Origin of the sequence: Oscillatoria salina IIICB1, assembly GCF_020144665.1 — a bacterium.
GTDB lineage: Bacteria > Cyanobacteriota > Cyanobacteriia > Cyanobacteriales > SIO1D9 > IIICB1.
Genome location: NZ_JAAHBQ010000012.1, coordinates 63,871 through 85,073, shown reverse-complemented (window position 1 = coordinate 85,073; position 21,203 = coordinate 63,871). Strand labels below are relative to the sequence as shown.

The following is a 21,203-nucleotide window of genomic DNA, read 5'->3' as shown; positions in this document are numbered from 1 at the left end:
GATTTATCCTTTCAACCAAGGCGAACCAAACTTATCAATCTAAAATCAATTGACGCGCTACTTGTTGGGTTTGTTCCCCAAAAATTTTAAGTTACCAAAAGCGTAACCAAGCACCTTATTCAAGGGTTTCGATGCCAGATTAGTAACATCAAGTTATTTATTAGTTGAAAAATTATGTCTGGTTTCTCTTCAAAAGTAAAAAATCGTCTTACTGCTGCAACTCTCGCTTTAAGCGTCTTTGGTTTAGCTGCTTGTCAATCTAGTTTTGCTTCCTCTCCGAGATCAACTCTAGAAACTATCCCGAGAACTTTGACCGTCTCTGGTACGGGGAAAGTTTCCGTCGCGACAACTAAAACTCAAGTACGTTTAGGAGTAGAAGTTCAAGGAAAAACAGCTCAGGAAGTTCAAGCAGAAGTCGCCCAGCGATCGCAAGCGGTTGTGGAATTACTCAAATCCCGCGAGGTAGAAAAACTCGAAACTACGGGAATTCAGCTTAACCCAAGCTATGATTACTCGAACGGCAAGCAAGAAATTATTGGCTATACTGCTAGTAATATCGTTTCTTTTCGCATCGAAACTGCCAATGCTGGTAACTTAATGGATGAAGCCGTGCAAGCAGGTGCTAGCCGCATTGATGGGATTAGTTTTGTGGCTGACGAGGAAACCCTCGAACAAGCTCGTCAACAAGCAATTCAACAAGCTTCCGCGATCGCCAAAAAACAAGCAGCCGCCGCTTTAGATTCCCTAAGTCTCAAAGAAAAAGAGGTGCTCGGCATCCAAGTAAACGGAGCCAATACACCTCCCCAACCATTTAATTACAAATATGCTGTTCCTACGGCAGAATCAGCACAAAATGCTGTCACCCCCGTCGAAGGAGGCGAACAACAAGTAGAAGCAACAGTAACGCTACAAATTCGTTACTAACTTTTTCTTGACAAAAATAGTTTTTTGTGTTAAGCCACAGCACCAGAGAGAGGTTGTTTCAAAGCCTCTTTTAAAACATCTACCTTATCAAGACGCTCCCAAGGCAAATCGAGGTCGGTACGTCCGAAGTGACCGTAAGCTGCGACATTTTGGTAAAAATAACCGCCATTTTCTGCTGGTAAACGGCGCAAGTTAAACTCTTGAATAATTCCGGCGGGACGTAATTCAAAATTGTTTTTCACCAACTCCAGCAACTCTTCCTCGTCAATTTTATTCGTACCGAAAGTTTCGATCATAATACTGACAGGTCGAGCAACACCGATCGCGTAACTCAGTTGTACTTCACACTTTTCTGCTAATCCAGCAGCAACAATATTTTTCGCTACGTGACGACAAGCATAAGCGGCGGAACGGTCTACTTTGGTGGGATCTTTACCAGAAAAAGCACCACCACCATGACGCGAGTAACCACCATAGGTATCGATAATAATTTTACGCCCAGTTAGCCCCGAATCTCCTTGAGGACCGCCGATGACAAATTTACCTGTGGGGTTGACCAAAAAGCGAGTTTGTGCATCTGGTTTAATTTCCAAATCCGCAAAAACAGGCTGTACTACTGCTTCCCAGAGGTCAGATTTAATTTTGTTTTGTACCGCAGCCCCGTCAGCGATCGCGCCAATGGTAGCTGTGTGTTGAGTAGAAATTAAAATTGTATCGATACCGACAGGTCGTCCATTTTCGTAAACCACAGTGACTTGGGTTTTGCCATCAGGACGAAGATAAGACAACTGTCCAGTTTTGCGTACTGCTGCCAAGCGGCGAGAAATTCTATGCGCCAGAGAAATTGGCATCGGCATCAATTCAGGCGTTTCATTGCAAGCGAAACCGAACATTAACCCTTGATCCCCAGCGCCAATCGAGTCTAGTTCATCTTCGCTCATTTTTTCTCGCTGTTCTTGAGCAGTAGTCACACCTTGAGCAATGTCAGCAGATTGTTCGTCGAGAGCAACTAAAACCGAGCAGCTATCGGCTGAGAAGCCATTATCGGCATCGTTATAGCCAATTTCAGCAATTTTTTTCCTGGCTAAATTGACGTAATTTACTTGTGCTTGGGAAGAAATTTCGCCAGTAATTAAGACCAAACCAGTATTAACAACCACTTCTGCGGCGACGCGGCTGTTTTCATCTTGAGCAAGCAAGGCATCTAAAATTGCGTCGGAAATTTGATCGCAGATTTTATCAGGATGTCCTTCAGTGACAGATTCGGAAGTAAAAAGATAGCGTCGAGACAAAGGTAAATTCTCCTTGATGATAGCTAGGCACTAAAAATGTAATCAGTAACCAGTAATCATAACAAGATTTTTTCTGAGAGACAGGAGCGATCGCCATTTATGTAAAATAATTTTATTTCTGCCTCGAAGCTAAGATTTTCCTGAGTTTCCTGGCGATCGCTATTCCGGAACGATTTCGAGTTCGTCTAAAGAGGCGATCGCCACGTCTGCTTTTTCTAAATGAGCGGCTTGAGGCGTTCCCCAACAAATACCCACAGTTCCCGCCGCACCTGCTTCAGTTGCCATTTGGATATCCCCAGCCGAATCTCCAATCATTAAAGTTTGTCCTGGTTCAACCCCTAAAGCTTGACAAGCTTGGAGAAATAACTGGGGATCGGGCTTAGTTAATCCTGAATCATCAACACCCATCCCTAACTGAATATAATCAGATAGCTGATGGCGGGTAATAAAAGCTTCTACACCGGGCGTAGAATCTGCGGAAAGTATCCCCAACTTTAAACCAGTTTCCGCAAGAAACTTCAGCACTTCCAAACTACCAGTAAATAAAGGCGAAGTTTGGGCCGCTTGAGTCAAATAGCGATCGGCATCAGCAAAAGCCGAACGAGCGATCGACAACGACTCCAACCAACTTCTACCCGTCTCAGCAATATAAGCCGCCGCCGCAATTTCATTTTCCCGACGACTACCAACCGCCATTAACCCCGTCGGATCGAGAGTAGCATCTTGAACCCCAAAAGCCATCAACAACGGCTCGCCAATACCGGGAATTTGAGCATCAATCAGCCTAGATCTTTTTTGTGCCAACTCTCGTAGAAAACTTTGGGAATCTTCTAGAGTCCCATCCTTATCAAAGAGAACCGCCACTAAATTAGAGAATTTTACCTCTCGACAGCGAATTGCGACCAACTCTTCCTCCTCTTTTCACCTCAAAAACATAAAAAAAGAGGGAAACTCCCTCATTCCAGTTGCGAGTCGGCGATCGCGTCCCAGCGACTTCAATTTTAATTCAGCGTAGTCAAGACTGGATTACTACTCTCCTTGACTACTCAATCAAAGTCACCCTCACCAGACTCGACTAGAAACCGATTATTTTTAGTCCTCAGTCGCGCTAACTGACTCCTCTGAAGAATTATAGTCCGAATCACTCGATCCCGATTCTGCTTGAGCTTGTTGTTTCATTTTCTCGCGATATTTCTGAGCCATTTCTTCAGCCTTATCAAAAACTAAATCGCGATTTTTCAGCATATCACCTGGTTCTGGTTCGAGTTGTTTGGTAGAAAGAGAAATCCGCCCTCTTTCTGCATCCAAATCGATAATCATCACTTTCAACTCGTCATTAACATTAAATACACTGTGAGGCGTATCAATGTGATCGTGAGAAATCTCCGAGATGTGCAACAGCCCACTGACACCACCAATGTCAATGAATGCACCGTAAGGCTTTATACCGCGAACCGAACCGATAACAACTTCGCCTACCTCCAAACCATTCATCTTGCGCTCAACCAAAGCACGACGATGAGAGAGAACCAAGCGGTTGCGATCTTCATCTACCTCTAAAAATTTCAGAGGCAAATCTTGACCGACCAAATCTTCTTTTGGTTGACGGGCGCTAATGTGAGAACCAGGAATAAAGCCGCGCAAACCCTCAATTCTCACCAAAGCCCCGCCTCGGTTAGTAGCAAAAACAGAAGAGCGTACTGTAGCATCTTCTGCTTGTAGCTGGCGTACGCGCTCCCAAGCTCGCATATACTCGATCCGGCGAATTGAGAGAGTTAGCTGTCCATCTTCATTCTCATCAGTCAGAATGAAAAACTCCCGCGTTTCATTTTGCTGTAACACCTCGCCCGGATCGTCAACCCGGTTGATTGACATTTCTTGAATCGGAATATAAGCGGCTGTTTTTGCCCCAATGTCAATCAGCGCCCCCCGTGGTTCCATACTAAAAACAGTTCCAGCAACAATGTCACCAGGACTAAAATGATAATCGTATTTATCAAGAAGGGCTGCGAAATCTTCGTGAGTAAAACCTATATCTTTGATAGCGGTTGTTTTCTGACTGAGCATATGTATTGTGTTTCCTTGTTATCTCCGTAGTTACTTTGCCTCCTGCCGATGTCTAGTTCACGAATAAGTTGACAATTGCGATCAACTACTCCGTTTTGTAAGTTTTTACCCTTACTGCCTGAACTACAACAACCGAAGTGCGTATGAGGGATCAATCCCTAACCTCTTGTTGTTTTACTGTCAACATCTCAACAGTAGTTTAGAGAGGCATCGAGCTACTCACTTTTCAGTGTGCAGTCTAGTATATTGTTTTTTTTACTCTGCTTTCTCTGCGGTTTTTCCTGGATGGAATTACCATCGGAGCAACCGAGTTTTTTTGTTAACCTTGCTCGATATCACTTTGCTTACCTAAGTTTTGGTCGTGCTTAGTGACTAGCTCGAATGAGCCTTGAGACTAAGGATGTTTCTCCTACTGTGTTGAGTTTAACACTTCTTATTATCCCGAAGCATCTCACTGATGATAGGCTAGATTATTTTGCCTAAATTATAGATCGCTAGAAAAGCTTTCTCTGTTAATGAACTGAGGGTTCAGTTAACTTCGAGGAAAATAAGTAAGTGATATTGACAGACTTTTTATTATAACTCATTAAACAATAAATTTTGCAGCTTGAAGCGAGGCTAAAATTAGCTTAACTTCGAGAAAGCTGTAGCTAATTAGAAGATGTTATTACTGAGGTCGAGTTATCTCGATGAAGAAGATTAACTGTAGATGAATTAGATTCACTGGCGCTAGAACTTTGACTGGTATCGTTTTGGAGATGCTTTAAGGTTTCGATAAAATCTTTAATGCCTTGGAATTGGCGATAAACCGAAGCAAAGCGAATGTAAGCAACTTCACTTTCCTGACGTAGATAAGCAAGAACTAACTCACCAATTTCGCTAGAGGTTACTTCTCGTCCCGATCGCTGTTGCAGTTGAGCTTCTATTTCGTCAACTAATTCTTCGATCCGTTGGTAAGAGATACCTGTTTTTTCCATTGCCCGGACAATTCCCCGGAGTAGTTTGGAGCGATCGAAAGATTCTCGCCTTTTATCTCGTTTAATTACAGTTATAGGTACAAATTCTATTCTTTCATAAGTTGTAAAACGATGTTTACAGCACAAACATTCTCGGCGCCGTCGCACGCTTTGTCCTCCTTCGGTCGAACGAGATTCGAGAACGCGGCTTTCGGTATGCTGACAATAGGGACACTGCACGAGCGAAATCCTCTCAAGCTAAAAAAATTCTTACGCTGACGATAAGGCGCGATCGCCAATCGTTATTCTTTTCTTTATTTAGATAACAAAATCTGAGCCGTAGGTTTTGCCTGCTCTTTTTTCAGGAGAAGCAGACAAAAAGAAAGCGGCTCAGACAGAGAAATTAAGCAATTTTTTGGTCAAATTTCCGGGAAATTTGGCTGGAAGTCAAGATTTTGATTAACTTTACCCGAACGCCAAGCTTGGTTAAAATCTTTTTCCAGCAAACTTTTCTGATAATTGCCAAAAAACTATTTGCCTATGCGAGGTGGTTCGCGAAATGCGATCGCAAAGAAGAGTGTGCCGATCGCCAATGTCAAAATCAAAATGTAAGCTACGCTTTCCATGTTAAATATTCCTGATGGCTCCTAGAACATTTTATCAACAAAAGCTGACAAAGGGGAGAGAGGAGTGATTTATCCACTCCACTACTCCCATTATTTGTAGAACAACGAAAAAACTTGTTTGCTCGTGGGATGATTTTACACAGTTTCCTGCGTCCGAGTAGTTACGTCTCCCACTTTTTGGAAGACACCCCATTCGACTTGTTCTTCTTCTATTTCCACACCAGCAAAAACATCGCGGAACAGTGTCCGAGAACCATGCCAGATGTGACCGAAGAAGAACAGTAAAGCAAAGACTGCGTGTCCAAAAGTGAACCAACCGCGAGGACTGGTTCGGAACACACCATCAGAGTCTAAGGTTTCGCGATCGAAGGCAAAGGGTTCGCCTAATTGAGATTGACGAGCAAATTGCTTCACTGAGGGCGCATCGGTAAAGGTTTTACCGTTGAGTTCGCCACCATATAAGCTAACTGTGACTCCAGTTTGCTCGATACTGAATTTTGATTCTGCCCGACGGAAAGGAATGTCAGCACGAACTACGCCGTCTGCATCAGTCAATACTACGGGGAAGTTTTCAAAGAAGTTCGGCATCCGGCGTACGAACAATTCGCGACCTTGAGCATCTTTGAATACTGGATGTCCTAACCAAGCTAGAGCAATACCATCGCCTTGATTCATCGGACCTGTACGGAACAAACCACCTTTAGCAGGGTTGTTACCGATGTAATCGTAGAATGCCAGTTTTTCCGGAATTTTCGACCAAGCTTGTTCCAAGGTGTCGCCAGCAGCTAAATTAGCTTGGACGCGGCGATCGATTTCTTGCTTGAAGTAACCTTGATCCCACTGATAGCGGGTTGGACCAAACAGTTCGATTGGAGTGGTCGCGTTACCGTACCACATCGTACCAGCGACGACGAAGGCGGCAAAAAAGACAGCAGCAATACTGCTCGAAAGTACGGTTTCGATGTTACCCATCCGCAGTGCTTTGTACAACCGCTCTGGAGGACGAACACTGAGATGGAAAAGACCAGCAATAATGCCTACAATTCCTGCGGCAATATGGTGCGCGACTACGCCTCCAGGATTAAACGGGTTAAAGCCTGCCGGTCCCCATTCTGGCGCTACTGGTTGCACGTGACCAGTTAAACCATAGCCATCGGAAACCCACATTCCCGGACCAAAAAGACCTGTGAGGTGGAAAGCACCAAAGCTAAAGCAAAGAAGACCTGACAAGAACAGGTGAATGCCAAACATTTTCGGCAGGTCTAAGGCTGGTTCGCCCGTACGGGGATCGAAAAATAGTTCTAAATCCCAGTAAACCCAGTGCCAGCAAGCTGCTAGGAATAGCAAACCAGAAAGCACGATGTGAGCCGCAGCAACGCCTTCAAATGACCAAAAGCCTACATTGCTCACAGTTTCGCCAGTAATACTCCAACCGCCCCAAGACTCGGTAATTCCCAAGCGTGCCATAAAGGGCATGACAAACATACCCTGCCTCCACATGGGGTTTAAGACTGGATCGCTGGGATCGAAAACTGCTAATTCATACAAAGCCATTGAGCCTGCCCACCCTGCAACCAAGGCGGTGTGCATCAGGTGTACTGCGATCAGACGACCTGGATCATTCAGGACGACTGTGTGTACTCGATACCAAGGTAGTCCCATCGACTACGCTCCTCCTCTTGAAATTTGATGTTTACAAGACTTTTTTTTAGCTTTCACTTTTACTCTTCGTCTCTCTTGTCAGTAATTGAACTGACTAAATTTTGGGTAGGAGAGAAGATAAAAAGTGTTTCTTGAAACTGATAATGGGGAATTGTTACCCTTTTTCAAAGTTTATTTAAAGAATTGTAACTATTGTGAGAACGGATTGCAAGACTACTCAACAGTTTGTCAGATTAATCATCAAATCTTTAACTCTACTGGAGAGTTGCGATTTCTCAGTTACTGAGCGATTCGGCTGTGGTTAAGCGTTCAAGCGCTCGATCTGCATCAATCAAGCGTTTGAGTACCACTTGACCGATCGCTGCTGTTGATTCGGCAGTCTTGCTCGGTCTTACTTCTACCATCAAAACTGCTTCTTCTACCCGATACAGCCACAATTTTTCTCCCTGTTCTACAATACCAAGGTTGAGTCGCTCAATATTGGGTTTGCGTCGCCAGACGTTCTCGTTCCACAGACCTCCGAATTCCCATACTCTACCAATTATCCATCCGTCTGATAAGAAAAAGTATTTCACTGCCGCTATCGTCATGCAACTGTTCTTTTCGGCATTATCCCTTGTCTGAGAGCTACTTAGCTAGTGCGATCGCCCGAGCGATCGTCAATTCAGATTTTTTGAGTAAAAATACTCTTGCCAACTAAACCCTATTTACTCTCTTGATTTACAATTACGATCGTTTGACTGAGGATAATTTTGGTAATATTTCTTAACTTAATTTGGTAGGCAAATTAGCCAAGCTTATTTTTCTCTACTCGTCAAATTTAGCCCCACTGTTGATAATTATCGTCCGCTTTTGGCTCAAGTTGGAGTAAACTCGATACATCAAAGCGATTAGCTTCGGATTCGTCTCGAATATCTCGACGCGCTCTAATAAATAAATTGCCCAAACCATAACAGACAAATAACAATGCGATCCCGATCAGTAGATAAAATAACATTTTACTGGGGTCTTTTTTTTCAGACATAACCTAATTTATTTGTTAATGTGAAAATATTTTAGTTAAATTTCAGTAAGCATATCTAAAAAAACTCAAAACTTATATTTAACTTAAGAATATTTATTTGCTTGATTTTCCCGTCCATCTGAAAAATTGCTGTTGGAATTTTGGCGCGGATTTTCCCAGTGATTGAGAATATCCTTGACCAATAATTCCTTGAGCCAAACTTGAGCGACAATAATAATGGGCAAAGCGAGAAATAAACCTAATGCACCAAAGAAAATTGCGAATGTTACTTGAGAAAGTAAAGTAATTGCCGGAAGTAAAGATACTTGATTTTTCATCACTAACGGAGTTAAAACATCACTTTCTATCTGTTGAATAACGATATATAAAACTATAACGGCAATCGCTTTCCAAGGTGCTTCTAAAAGACCAAGGGCTGCTGGTGGGATAACGCTCAAAGTGGGTCCGAGATTAGGAATAAAGGTCAAGATACCAGCGATGAGAGCATTGACTAGAGCTAGGGGTATTCCTAACAAAAGCAAACCAATACCGCTAAAAATAGTAATTACGGTCATGTTAAATAAAATGCCTTTGAACCAACCAGTTAAAGCTTCTTCGCATTGTGAGAGTATGTCATCAGCCCTTTGGCGATAAAAAGCAGGAAATAAAAGTAAAAATACGTGACGATAAGCAGAAGGATTTGCTAACAACATAATCGTCACGACAATAACCAGTAATGTTTTCAAAATAAAATTAATTGAGTTAGAAAATATCCTAAAGAAACCACTAAACCATCCGGTATCATTAGCAGAAATATTTTCGAGCAAAGTTCTGAGATCGCCTAAATCTTCAATATCTTGAAGTAATTGACCAGGAATTAAATTTTGCAGCCAACTATACCACTCTCTTAACTGTTCCAATGATTCGGGAACTAAATTAACTAATTGTTGCCATTGGTCAATTATTGAAGGCACAATTATAGCGATAAAACCTACAAATAGTGCTAATACGAGAATAACCGAGATAGTAACAGCAATACCCCGTTTTATTTTAAATTTTTGTAGTAATTGAACCAGTCGGTTGATGACAGTGGCTAAAGCGATCGCCAAAAAAGCCAGCAATAACACTTGCCTTATTTGCCAAAGTATGTATAAAGAAATAGCAATAGCCACAAAGCCGAGAAACTTCCCGGTACTCATCGAGATCAACTCCAAATTACACCGATCGCTAACAGTTATGCTGAGATTAGGCGATCGCCAAAAACGGTGTCATCCCCCAGAGGTTAAAATACAAATCTACCATCTTGAAAGCAGGAATAGGAAGCGCGATCGCCACTCGTTATTTACCTAACTAACGACAATAACCGAGATAATCCGCAGAAATATAACCTTCAACAGGAGTTGAAATCTCTACCCAACCATTTCTACCTAAATTGTCAATTCCTACGTTACGATTGTAGGCTAATCTACCAAGAATAGGGCTATTAATTGATGGTTCTTGGCGAATATTAAGTCCAGGTTGTGCTAACACTCGCCGACAACTATTAAAGTTAGGGGTATTAATGTTAGTAGCAACAGGCGATGACTGACAAGATTCGAGAAAACCACCAAACACATAACCGGGAACCGGGGCAGAAATTTGCACCCAATCATTGTTGCTAACATTCCCAATAACTGTTACATTTCTACCATCATTTAAAACCCCAAGAGATTGACTGTAAACTGACGGTTCTTGGCGGACATAAAGCCCACTTCCTCGTGCTGAAACTTCGTAGCAACTTCCTGCTTGGGCTACTTGTATTTGCTCTTGTTTTTCTAAATAATTACTGCTCGTAGTAATTTCTTTAGCCTTAGCTGGAAATGAAAAAGACAAAGCTGCAAACGAAAGCGAACTTAAAGCAGTTAAGGCAGAAATTTTATTCTTGATATGTTTCATTGTTAAGAGAACTAAACTCAATTCAAAATATTTTTTCAACAACTTTGACAGTTAGCTAATATTTTGGCGCTCGATTATTTAAGCGAACGCAATAATCTTAGTAAACTATTTAAATTAATAAGCGATTGAAGCTATCAAAACTTTATCTACTAAAACTTATCAATTACTTTTTCATTAAAATTCAATATAAATTATCCTAAAAAAACATCCAAAAATTATTCCTCCTTCATTAGATAGAGATATATCCAACTCGCTCTCTATCCCCAAGAAGATATAATTGAAATAAAAACAATTTCTTAAGAACTTAGATGGCGAGCGAGTTCCCATACTTGTAATCTAAAAATAATCTCTTTGAGAGAGCTAAAAATACTCACTTTCTTGTAAAGAACGAAATTAACCCATCTAATAAGCCGCTACAATTAAAGATGAGTCATCTTAACTCAAAATTAATCAACCATGATCGAATACCCAGTACAATTTCAAGACGAATTTGACATTATTATTATTGGCGCAGGACACTCAGGTTGTGAAGCGGCACTCGCCTCTGCACGCCTAGGTTGTCGGACGCTAATGCTAACACTTAATCTCGATAAAATTGCCTGGCAACCGTGTAATCCTGCTGTCGGCGCACCTGCAAAATCTCAGTTAACTCATGAAGTAGATGCACTAGGCGGCGAAATTGGCAAAATGGCAGACCGCACCTATCTCCAAAAGCGCGTCCTCAACTCTTCGCGCGGACCTGCTGTGTGGGCTTTACGCGCCCAAACAGATAAACGAGAATATTCCAGAGTAATGCGGGGTATTGTCGAAAATCAAGAAAATCTGACTATTCGTGAAGGAATGGCGACAGATTTGGTACTTGGTAAAAATGAGGAAATTATTGGCGTTCAAACTTACTTTGGTACAGCTTTTAAATGCCAAGCTGTGATTTTAACAACCGGAACTTTTCTCGGCGGAATTATCTGGGTTGGTAACAAATCAATGCCTGCGGGACGTGCCGGAGAATTTGCCGCAATTGGCTTAACAGAAACATTAAATCAACTAGGATTTGAAACCGGACGACTGAAAACTGGAACACCTGCGCGAGTTGATAAACGGTCTGTTGATTTTAGTAAAATGGAACCGCAACCGGGCGATGAAGATGTGCGTTGGTTTAGTTTTGACCCCGAAGTTTGGGTTGAAAGAAAGCAGATGTCTTGCTATCTCACTCGTACCACAGCAAAGACTCATCAATTAATTCGCGATAACTTACATTTGTCTCCAGTTTATGGGGGTTGGGTAGACGCAAAAGGACCTCGTTATTGTCCGAGTATTGAAGATAAAATTGTTCGCTTTGCTGATAAAGAAAGTCACCAAATTTTTATCGAACCCGAAGGAAGAGATATTCCTGAATTGTATATTCAAGGCTTTTCTACCGGTTTACCAGAGAATTTACAACTCGAAATGTTGCATTCTCTTCCTGGCTTGGAAAACTGCGTGATGCTGCGTCCAGCCTATGCCGTAGAATACGATTATTTACCCGCAACTCAGTGTTATCCAACCATGATGACCAAGAAAATTGCTGGGCTATTTTGTGCGGGACAAATTAATGGGACAACTGGTTACGAAGAAGCGGCTGCCCAAGGAATTGTTGCCGGAATTAATGCAGTGCGATTTGTCAAGAATCAAGAAATGATTATCTTACCTCGCGAAGGTAGTTATATCGGGACACTTCTTGATGATTTGTGTACCAAAGATTTACGCGAACCTTATCGAATGCTTACCAGTCGTTCCGAATATCGCTTAATTTTACGTTCCGATAATGCTGACCAACGATTAACACCTTTAGGGCGAGAAGTTGGCTTAATTGATGACCGTCGCTGGGAGTTATTTCAAAGCAAACAAGAAAAGATTGCTGCGGAAAAAGAACGCTTGCACGAAACTCGAATTAAGGAAAATGATGAGATTGGACAGCAAATTGTTGCTGATACAGGACAAAAGATTAAAGGTTCAATTACCTTAGCTGATTTGCTGCGTCGTCCTGGTTTTCATTATGTCGATCTAGAGCGATATGATTTAAGCAATCCTAACTTAAATCGTGCGGAAAAAGAAGGTGCAGAAATCGATATTAAATACTCTGGTTATATTCAGCGTCAGCAAAATCAAATCGACCAAATCAGCCGCCATGCTAATCGCCCATTACCTGCGGAAATTGATTATATGAAAATTGATACTTTGTCAATGGAATCACGGGAAAAATTGACAAAAGTTAAGCCATTAACCATTGGTCAAGCTTCAAGAATTGGTGGGGTTAATCCTGCGGATATTAATGCGTTGTTGATTTATTTAGAGATGAGAAATCGTCAGAAAGTCAGGTTAGTAGAGTAGAATGAGTAGGGGGTAGTTATTTCGCGCAAAGTCGCGAAATAAAAAATTAAAATTTCCCCAGAGAATCACAGTGATGATTCAATTAATTGTTTTTTCTCCAATGAGTTAAATCGCGTCCCAGTAATTGGCTTAAACGTTCTACTTCTGGGGCAAATTCTTGTTGTAAACTGTGCTGAAATTCTGGATTTAAAGGTTTACGAGTAGTTTTTTCAGTATTGGCTTTCTTCAAAATTCCTTTTAATTTTTCTAAGATTGCTCGACGTTGTTGACGAGGTAAAGGGAGAAAATATTTGCCAATTTCTAAGATTTTGCTGGGAGGATATTTGACTAATTGCTGTAAGATTGTACTCCGAACTTTTTTGTTGCTGTTCATGGCTGTAAATTCTGTAGAAAAGTTAGGATTGACTTCTAAAAATTCCAGGATTTCTCGAAAAGTTTTGGCTGTGTCTTGTTTATAGTCGTCAAAAAGGATAATCTTAACTCGTTCGCGTCCAAAAGTGTCAAAATATCTTTGTATTTGTTCGGTGAAGTTAACAATATTTCGATAAAATAGTATTTCTGGATTAGTACATTTTGAGGGTATTTTTTTGCCTTGGCGACGCTCAAATTCAGTTTCCATAGCTAATTGAAAATCTTGAATATCTTCGCTGTTGCCGTTATATAAGTTTTGGCTGTGAAAAGAATATAAGAGGGAAACTGGTTCTCTCAGCATGATGATTATTTTTGCTTGGGGATTAAAAGCTTTAATTTCTTGAGCCGCATTTTTACTTCTCAGATAGCTAGTAGAACCTTCACCACATACTTTTCCTTCACCTGGGGTAAAAAGAGCTAAATATTCGGTGAGGTTTTTGGCTTTGCGGTTAGGATTTAAGTCGGTGTTAAAATAATTAAGTTCTTTGGCTGGAGGAATAAATATTTCGGGATGTTGGGCGAGATATTTGCATAATGCTGTAGTTCCACTTTTGGGAGCACCGACAATAAAGAAAGAGGGTTGTTTCATGGTGGTTTGCTCGCTTGATTTTTGATTTTTTAGGGTGCTTAATTGGCTAATTTATTTGATAATTTAAGTATAAGCGTTAGCTCGTGAGAACGTCACGATCGCATCTCACTCATCGGTTGCTCTATACGAGGTAATCTGGTAGATGTGCCAGTATGCGACTGAATAAAGATGAAAATCGTTTCCGATCCGCCCATCGCTACGAAACTCTGTAAAATGAAACAACGGGTACGTTGGGAAGATCCGTTAATTAGCGATCGCCAAATCGATCAAACTTCTTTTGTCCTTGACGATGGTTTTAGCGATCGCCAGGAGTTCTCTTTTTTGGTAATTGGTGATAGCGGTACGGGCTATCATCGAAGTCATAACCCACAGCGTAAGGTGGCGGAAATGTTACTCGAACACCAATCACGCTGTCGGTTTCTCTTACATACTGGCGATGTTGTCTATCTGGTTGGTTCCAGCGAGTATTACCCTGCTAACTTCATTCACCCTTACCGCGAGTTTATCGTTGGTGGCGAAAAACCAGATAAAATTCACTACGATCGCATGGTTTTTAAGTTACCTATTCTCCCAGTACCGGGCAATCACGATTATTACGATCTACCTTTGATTTCTGGGGTTTTGGCGCAAGCAACTTGGCCCCTACGTCGCTTACTACGCACGAAAATGTCTTTCGATATTGGTTGGCATGGTTCTCATCAAGGTCAAACTTATGCCAAGGCTTTTCTCGATTATCTCCAAAAAATCGATAATCCCAATGAGTTAGGACGACATCTCGATACTTATTACACTGCTAAAACTAATACTGGTCGTTGTTTGCGCTATCAACCAGGACTTTTTACTCGCTTACCCAACCGTTATTACACTTTTCGCTACGGTGGCGTTGATTTTTTTGCTTTAGACTCGAATACTTTTAATGCTCCCATACCAATCCCGGCGACGAAAGAAGGAGAAAGCTTGCGTCGTCAGTTAATTCGGCGTTTGGCTGAACTTGAGCGGAAAAAAGAGCAAATTATGGAAATTTCTGCTCAACTAAATTCTTCTAACCCTGATGAGGCGGAACAACTCGACGACTACGAGGGAAAATTAGAGCAAATTGAAGAAATGAAGTTAGATATTGAAAAGCAACTCGCGGCTGATGAAAAAAGCGTTATCGACTGGGAACAATTGAATTGGCTCAAACAAAGATTAATTGCTTCTTGGCAAGATGAACAAGTGCGAGGACGAGTTATTTACTTGCACCATCCTCCTTACGTTACCGAAGCGACAAAGTGGAATCAAGCCCAAACTAAATCTATTCGCTTTCACTTGCGTTGGGTTTTGGATGGAGTAGCGTCAGCCGTAGGCGAATTGGCAGCAGGTCGTCCTTTGGTAGACTTAGTTATTAGCGGTCACGCTCATTGTTTAGAACATTTGCGGACTGAAAATACAGGACATGGCGACTCAAATATAAACTGGCTTGTTTGTGGTGGTAGCGGTTACAGTTTGCGTCGCCAACGCAAGCAAGGAACAGATATCTTGGAAACGGAAGAAAATCTTTTAGTCGCGCGATCGCTATTATTTTACGGTCGTCATGACCAAGGTAAACATAAGCGACGTTTTTATTCTGCTTTACGAATCGATGTTCAACCGGGACAACCTGTTAAATTCTCAGTTCAACCATTAATTTTAGAACGCTTTCGTCACGAATGGCATCAACCACAAGCCGAACCCTTTCTCCTTTAAACCAGCAAATCAAACTAACTTTACATTCATCCTCTGCGTCTTTCTTTGCGTCTTTGCGTGAGACTCAAAACTATAAACTTTCGGAACGCAAAAGCAAATAATACAATTGTCCGTAACTTCGAGTCACACCCGCACGTTCTCCAGCTTGCTCGCCACTGCCTAAAAAATAGTCTACTCGACCTGCTCCTTTAATTGCACCTCCGGCATCTTGGTCTAAAACAAAACGAGTAATTTGCCGTTCTTCCAGGGTTCCAGAAGAGTTATAATCGGGAATTGAAGCTTGAATCAGAGCTAATGCTCCAGGTGGCATTAAAGATTTATCTGTAGCGATCGCTCGTTCGGCTGATAAAGGTACTTCTATGCTCCCCAAGGCTGAGACGCCATATTTCTCCTCAAAGAAAACGAAACTGCGATCGCGACTAATATACTCATCCATTGCACCAGGATTAATTTGAAAATACTCTAAAATCCGGGGCATCGTCAATTCTTCTAAGGGAATTTTCCCTTCTTGCACTAATTCCCAACCAATACTATTGTAATCCCGAGCAGTATTTCCCGCATAACCAATAGTGGTTTGTTTGCCGTCAGGAAGTATTAAACGCGCGGAACCTTGAATGTGAATGAGATATGCTTCCCAGCGAGACTTTAACCAAAATATTTCTAATCCAGCCAAACGACTTTTGGCACCTAGTAAACCATTTTTTCCTTCTAATTCTTCTCTAGTAGGATGAGGTTTTGACCAAGATTTTAAATCTGGTGGTAGTCGATACAAAGGATAGCGATATTCTGCGGTTGGAGTGCGACTGGCTGGATAAATTGGTTCAAAATAAGCACTAAATAAAACTGTACCTAAGTTATCGCTACCCACTGATTGATAAAATACAAATTCTCGTTTGACTGCGGACATTAATTCCTCACCAGAATTGGCGATTAATAATAATTCTTGGAATCTTTTTAAGCTACGAATAACTCGAGCTTGAGTAATTTCTGGGATAGGATAATTGCGATAAGCTGCTTTTGCTTGAGGAGAATTTAGATATTCTAAACTACGAGCGATTGCTTGGAGAAGTATTTCTTTGTCTCCGAAAATTTCATCTCGATTGCCAATTTTTTCATCCCAACCTAACTCATCTGGTGGCGAAGCTAAAGGTTGTAAAACTGCTCGTGCATCGGCTTTCCACCCTACAGTTAAAAGTTGTTCGATTTCAGGAGTTACGCTAACAATTGATAAAGATTGCTGTGTTTTTTGACAACCAGAAAACAGGATTAAACTTGAGGCGATCGCCACGCCGACTTGGCAGTAAGCTAGTTTCTTTTTCATTGTAACTCACTATCCTTCATTTTTTGAAAAAAATTAACTAAATTTTTCTCTCAATCAGCCAATAAGTTTGCATTTCTCCTTTACCCTTCACGGGAATTAAACCTCTGTCTTCAAAGACGTATAATTCCTTCAAAAGTTCGTAAACCTCAGCCGTGACTTGAATTTTTCCGGGGACACCAGAAGACTCCATTCGGGAAGCAACATTAACCGTATCTCCCCACATATCGTAAATAAACTTTTTAATTCCAATTACACCAGCAACGACAACACCAGTATGAATTCCAATTCGGATTTGAAACTTTTCTCCCTGTTCAAATTGTATCTGATCGACAACCGCTTGCATCGCTAGCGCCATATCCGCGATCGCTTCAGCATGATCCGCTCTAGGATTAGGTAATCCTGCTGCTACCATATAAGCATCGCCAATTGTCTTAATTTTCTCTAATTCTAGTAATTCTGCTAATTCGTCAAACCCGGAAAAAATTACGTTTAACAAATTAACTAACTCAATGGCTTTTAAACGTGCTGATAAAGGCGTAAATCCCACAATATCAGCAAACAAAATAGTTACTTCTTCATAATGTTCGGCAATAGTATCATTATTTTTTTTTAGACGTTCAGCAATTACTTTTGGCAAAATATTCAAAAGTAATTTTTCCGATTTTTCTTTTTCTAAACGCAACTCGGCAGTGCGTTGTTCTACTTTATTCTCTAGCTCTTGATTGGCTCGTTCTAAAGCGGTAAAATAGTAGTGAATTTGTTCCGCCATCTGATTAAAAGAATCAGCTAAAATAGCTAACTCAGTAATCTTCACCGGAGTTACCTTTTGAGTTAATTTTCCATTAGTTATTGCTGAAGAAGCTTGACTTAAATTCAGAATTGGTTTCGTAATCCAACCCGAAGTAAGCAAACCTGATAAAGTAGCTAAACTCAAAGCTGCTAAACACAACAAAATCGTCATCCGCGTGTTTTGATTAATTTTCTCCATAAAATCAGCTTGAGGTACAACAACCACTGTCAACCAATCCAAACCATATCGATCTCGTAAAGGAGTCACTTGTACCCAATAGCGATTTCCTTCTGATTTATAATGAAAATTATTTTTAGCTTGAAGTTGATTTAGATCGTCAAATTCTTGCAATAAATTTGCCATTGTTGAGCGAATTAACTCGCTTTGACTGTCAGTAGCTAAAAGTCGTTTTTCGCCTTCTGGTGTATCAATTGCATACTGTTCCTCAGTAGAACTAGCAACTAACTCTCCAGTTCTTTCGATAATAAAAGCTTCGCCAGAATCCCCAATTTTTAAATTATTTAAAAAAATGCTAATTTGAGATAAAATTAAATTAGCAGCTAAAACTCCGCGAAATTCATTATCTGGTGTATAAACGGGGACAACGGGAGTAATTTGTAGCACTCCTAAATAGTGAGAATGATAAATTGGACTCCAGGTAGGTTTACCTACTGATTTTGCAGCTTGATACCAAGGTCTTTCGCGAGGGTCGTATTCAATTTCTTCCACAAATTCGATCGCATTTCCCCGTTCATCAAGGTTATAAATAAAGCGATTTATCCCGGTATAATTACTTTTAATTTTCAGGACTGTTTTGCCGCTAGGTAATCGCTGAACACTAACAAAATTACCATTTTCAGTACCGATATAAACGTTATCTACAGACTCATCAAGATGGATTTGGGAATAAAAAATTCTTTGTAAGCTTTGGAAGTCATTAATATTCAAATCTCCATTGCGGATCGCCTGAGCATTGATTTGCAAAACTAGATGAGGTATCTTAAAATAATTTTGCACGTGTTGGTCAATTTTCACAGCAGTATCGTTACTGAGTTGAGTTAAAACCTCTTGAATTGCTTTCTGACCATTACGCAAGGAAAACCAACCAGTTAAGCCAACTGCGGCAAAAATTTGTAAGATAAAGGGAACGACAAGGACAAGTCGTAGAGGGACTTGGCGATTGTAAACTTTGAGGGGAGGATTTTGCGTAAATCCACTTTTGGGATTAGTCTTTTTCAACTGCATGATTCTACTGTGGATCTCAAATCCCGATGATTATGTCTTCTGTTATAGCTGCTACCCCCTGTGTTTGACAGAGAAAAATCATTTTTGTCAGTAATTTCACTGGTGTGAAAGAATTTTCGGCGATCGCTCCCAAGGATACTAGGATCTAGCTTAATCGCTGCTCGCTCTCTAACAGGTAAGCTATTATTGTCAAACGCTAAAATCGCGGTTGGCAATCTTATTCTTACTGATTTTGGGCATAAAATCGTTATTAGTAGCACTACTATAAGGTCATGGCACATAAAATCCTGATCGTGGAAAACAACAGTGATGTGCGGATGCGAGTGATTAAAATGTTACCTAGTGGTAACTACGAAATCCTCGAAGCTGAGGATGGAGAAGAAGCACTAACTAAAATCCGCTCCCAACAGCCTAAGTTTATCTTTCTTAATTGGAAGCTACCAAAAATAAACGGTTGGGAACTTTATCAAAAAATGCAAACTGATGAACAACTCCAGAAAACGGCTGTGGTAATGATGTGTCGCCGTCAAGAAGAAATCGCAGCCAAAATTCCCCAAGCTTTCCAGTATTTTGAGTATATAGAAAGACCTTTTAATAAAAAACAGTTAATTGAGGCAATTAAATCTGCTACCAAAAAAGCGAAACAGCCTCGGAGTCAAACTCCACCACCACCACCTCCTCCTGTTTCTGAGTCGGAGGATGACGCACTTAAAGCCGGTATTTCGAGCATCGAGAAATCTTTACCAGAGGATCTCCCGTCAGAAAATCCAGATTTAAACTTAAATTCAGTCCCAATTGAGCCAGTAGAGGAAGTTACAGTTAATCCTTTTGCTGAGTCAGAGGAGGAAACTGCTGAGTCAGATTTTCCCAGTGAGGTGGCTACAGTTAATCCTTTTGCTTCTACGACAGAGGAGTTAGAAGAGAATGATGTCGAAAGTGAAATAGCAACTCCCGATCTTTTAACAGCTTCGTCGGTAGCTTTTGATGAAGATGAAGATGAATCTTCTGAGCAAGAAGCTGAAGGGGAAAATATAATTGCTCTCGGTAGTATTTCTGAGCAAGCAGAAGTAGAGTCAGAAGCCTCAGATGAGACAGAATTTGACTTTGGCGAGACTGAAGCGTTTCTCGAAGAAAATTCTCCCAATCAAGAATTTGACTTTAATAACCCTCAAGAAAACGATCTGACTTTAGGAGATATTTCTGAGGTAGTAGAAAACTTTGAACCTACACCAACAGAGTCAACAGTTGCTAGCGAAAATCCAGTTTCAAAACCCGTTGGTAATTTTGAGGAAAGCTTAGATAGTTCCTCAAGCGAAGAGAAAATTTTAGTTTTGCAAGAGGCTGCAGGGGATCTCGAAAAAGCAACAAATGTTTTGCTTGAAGGTTTAAACGATTCCAGTCAGGAAGTACAAATAGCTGCTTATAAACAGTTGCGAGATTATAATAACCGTCAAACCATTTCTCTCGCTTTAGTAGAATTTACTCCTTATTTGATTTTCGAGTGTATTCATACTTTAGATGTGCATAGTTCTGGGGGAGTTACTTCCTTAGCTATTAGTCCGGATAGACAAACTTTAGTTAGCAGTTCGATTCAAGGTAATATTCAACTATGGAATCTTGATAGTGGGGAATTGTTGGGTGCGCTGAATAAATCTTCTCATCAAGTTACATCGGTAGCGATCGCTCTGGACGGAGAAACTCTCTATACTAGTTCACAAGAGAGTAATCTGAAAATTTGGAATCTCTATACTGGGGAATTACTCGGTCCTTTGAATCAATCTTCTGCGGGAGTAAGCGCGATCGCGATCGCTTTAGATGGACAAAGGCTTTATACTGGTGCTTACGAGACTAATATTAAGATTTGGAATCTCTATACTGGAGAGTTACTCGGTGCTTTGAATCAAAATTCTTCTCAAGTAACATCTCTCGCTGTTAGTCCCGATGGTTTAACTCTTGTTAGTGGTAGTAACAACAATAATATTCAAGTTTGGGATGTCCGTACCGGAGAATTGTATTATCAACTTACAGGTCATTCTCAACCAGTTAATGGTGTTGCTGTTAGTCCCGATGGACGGATAATTATTAGCGGTAGCGACGATCGTACTGTCAAAATTTGGGATTTGCAAACCGGAGAATTATTACGCACTATTGATGCTCATCCTGGAGGTGTAAAAGCGGTTGCTGTTAGCCCTGATGGACAATTTATCGTTAGTGGTGGTAACCTGGATCTGAAAATTTGGGGGGTGGCTTAACAGTTATTAGTTGTAGAGACGTAGGAGAAAGCGTCTCT

17 protein-coding genes are annotated in these 21,203 nt (G+C 40.9%); 4 read left to right on the top strand and 13 right to left on the bottom strand.

What is annotated here, in order from left to right:
* Positions 1 to 174: 174 nt before the first annotated feature.
* A complete protein-coding gene (locus tag G3T18_RS04755) occupies positions 175 to 924 on the top strand; it encodes an SIMPL domain-containing protein (protein WP_224409381.1) in 750 nt (249 codons plus the stop codon).
* Positions 925 to 953: 29 nt separating this feature from the next.
* On the opposite strand, the gene metK is transcribed toward G3T18_RS04755, so the two are convergent.
* The 10 genes from metK to G3T18_RS04705 all read right to left on the bottom strand — a co-directional run bounded on the left by metK (position 954) and on the right by G3T18_RS04705 (position 10,465).
* The gene (gene metK / locus G3T18_RS04750; RefSeq protein WP_224409380.1) at positions 954 to 2,216 is read right to left on the bottom strand and encodes a methionine adenosyltransferase; all 1,263 of its coding nucleotides are present in this window, start codon (positions 2,214 to 2,216) and stop codon (positions 954 to 956) included.
* 159 nt (positions 2,217 to 2,375) lie between these two features.
* Positions 2,376 to 3,122: an HAD family hydrolase gene (locus G3T18_RS04745; protein ID WP_224409379.1), complete on the bottom strand. Its 747-nt coding sequence runs from the start codon at positions 3,120 to 3,122 to the stop codon at positions 2,376 to 2,378.
* Positions 3,123 to 3,308: 186 nt separating this feature from the next.
* Positions 3,309 to 4,283 carry a 30S ribosomal protein S1 gene (locus G3T18_RS04740; protein WP_224409378.1) on the bottom strand — a complete coding sequence of 325 codons (975 nt, stop codon included), beginning with the start codon at positions 4,281 to 4,283 and terminating at the stop codon, positions 3,309 to 3,311.
* A 650-nt stretch (positions 4,284 to 4,933) separates the two neighbouring features.
* Entirely contained in the window at positions 4,934 to 5,479 is a 546-nt protein-coding gene (nrdR, locus tag G3T18_RS04735) for a transcriptional regulator NrdR (protein WP_224409377.1), read from the bottom strand.
* Positions 5,480 to 5,769: 290 nt separating this feature from the next.
* A complete protein-coding gene (locus G3T18_RS04730; RefSeq protein WP_224409376.1) occupies positions 5,770 to 5,865 on the bottom strand; it encodes a photosystem II reaction center protein T in 96 nt (31 codons plus the stop codon).
* A 135-nt stretch (positions 5,866 to 6,000) separates the two neighbouring features.
* Positions 6,001 to 7,527: a photosystem II chlorophyll-binding protein CP47 gene (gene psbB / locus G3T18_RS04725; protein WP_224409375.1), complete on the bottom strand. Its 1,527-nt coding sequence runs from the start codon at positions 7,525 to 7,527 to the stop codon at positions 6,001 to 6,003.
* A gap of 275 nt (positions 7,528 to 7,802) precedes the next feature.
* Positions 7,803 to 8,102, bottom strand: coding sequence for a hypothetical protein (locus tag G3T18_RS04720; protein ID WP_224409403.1), 300 nt, complete (start codon positions 8,100 to 8,102; stop codon positions 7,803 to 7,805).
* Positions 8,103 to 8,347: 245 nt separating this feature from the next.
* A complete protein-coding gene (locus G3T18_RS04715) occupies positions 8,348 to 8,551 on the bottom strand; it encodes a hypothetical protein (RefSeq protein ID WP_224409374.1) in 204 nt (67 codons plus the stop codon).
* Between the two features lie 83 nt (positions 8,552 to 8,634).
* Positions 8,635 to 9,729: an AI-2E family transporter gene (locus tag G3T18_RS04710; RefSeq protein ID WP_224409373.1), complete on the bottom strand. Its 1,095-nt coding sequence runs from the start codon at positions 9,727 to 9,729 to the stop codon at positions 8,635 to 8,637.
* A 151-nt stretch (positions 9,730 to 9,880) separates the two neighbouring features.
* A complete protein-coding gene (locus tag G3T18_RS04705) occupies positions 9,881 to 10,465 on the bottom strand; it encodes an SH3 domain-containing protein (RefSeq protein ID WP_224409372.1) in 585 nt (194 codons plus the stop codon).
* A gap of 456 nt (positions 10,466 to 10,921) precedes the next feature.
* On the opposite strand from G3T18_RS04705, the gene mnmG reads away from it, so the two are divergent.
* Positions 10,922 to 12,832 carry a tRNA uridine-5-carboxymethylaminomethyl(34) synthesis enzyme MnmG gene (mnmG, locus tag G3T18_RS04700; protein ID WP_224409371.1) on the top strand — a complete coding sequence of 637 codons (1,911 nt, stop codon included), beginning with the start codon at positions 10,922 to 10,924 and terminating at the stop codon, positions 12,830 to 12,832.
* 82 nt (positions 12,833 to 12,914) lie between these two features.
* Here the strand turns inward: mnmG and G3T18_RS04695 are convergent, their stop codons facing one another.
* Positions 12,915 to 13,832, bottom strand: a complete 918-nt coding sequence (locus G3T18_RS04695; RefSeq protein ID WP_224409370.1) for a sulfotransferase family protein — start codon at positions 13,830 to 13,832, stop codon at positions 12,915 to 12,917.
* A gap of 168 nt (positions 13,833 to 14,000) precedes the next feature.
* Here G3T18_RS04695 and G3T18_RS04690 point away from each other — a divergent pair, with 168 nt between their 5' ends.
* Positions 14,001 to 15,557 carry a metallophosphoesterase family protein gene (locus G3T18_RS04690; protein ID WP_224409369.1) on the top strand — a complete coding sequence of 519 codons (1,557 nt, stop codon included), beginning with the start codon at positions 14,001 to 14,003 and terminating at the stop codon, positions 15,555 to 15,557.
* A gap of 70 nt (positions 15,558 to 15,627) precedes the next feature.
* On the opposite strand, the gene mltA is transcribed toward G3T18_RS04690, so the two are convergent.
* Together mltA and G3T18_RS04680 are read right to left on the bottom strand one after the other, a co-directional pair.
* A complete protein-coding gene (mltA, locus tag G3T18_RS04685; protein WP_224409368.1) occupies positions 15,628 to 16,878 on the bottom strand; it encodes a murein transglycosylase A in 1,251 nt (416 codons plus the stop codon).
* A gap of 37 nt (positions 16,879 to 16,915) precedes the next feature.
* Positions 16,916 to 18,913 (bottom strand): adenylate/guanylate cyclase domain-containing protein, encoded by a 1,998-nt coding sequence (locus tag G3T18_RS04680; protein ID WP_224409367.1) that lies wholly within the window; start codon positions 18,911 to 18,913, stop codon positions 16,916 to 16,918.
* Positions 18,914 to 19,185: 272 nt separating this feature from the next.
* On the opposite strand from G3T18_RS04680, the gene G3T18_RS04675 reads away from it, so the two are divergent.
* Positions 19,186 to 21,165, top strand: coding sequence for a response regulator (locus tag G3T18_RS04675; RefSeq protein WP_224409366.1), 1,980 nt, complete (start codon positions 19,186 to 19,188; stop codon positions 21,163 to 21,165).
* The last annotated feature ends 38 nt before the right edge of the window (positions 21,166 to 21,203 follow it).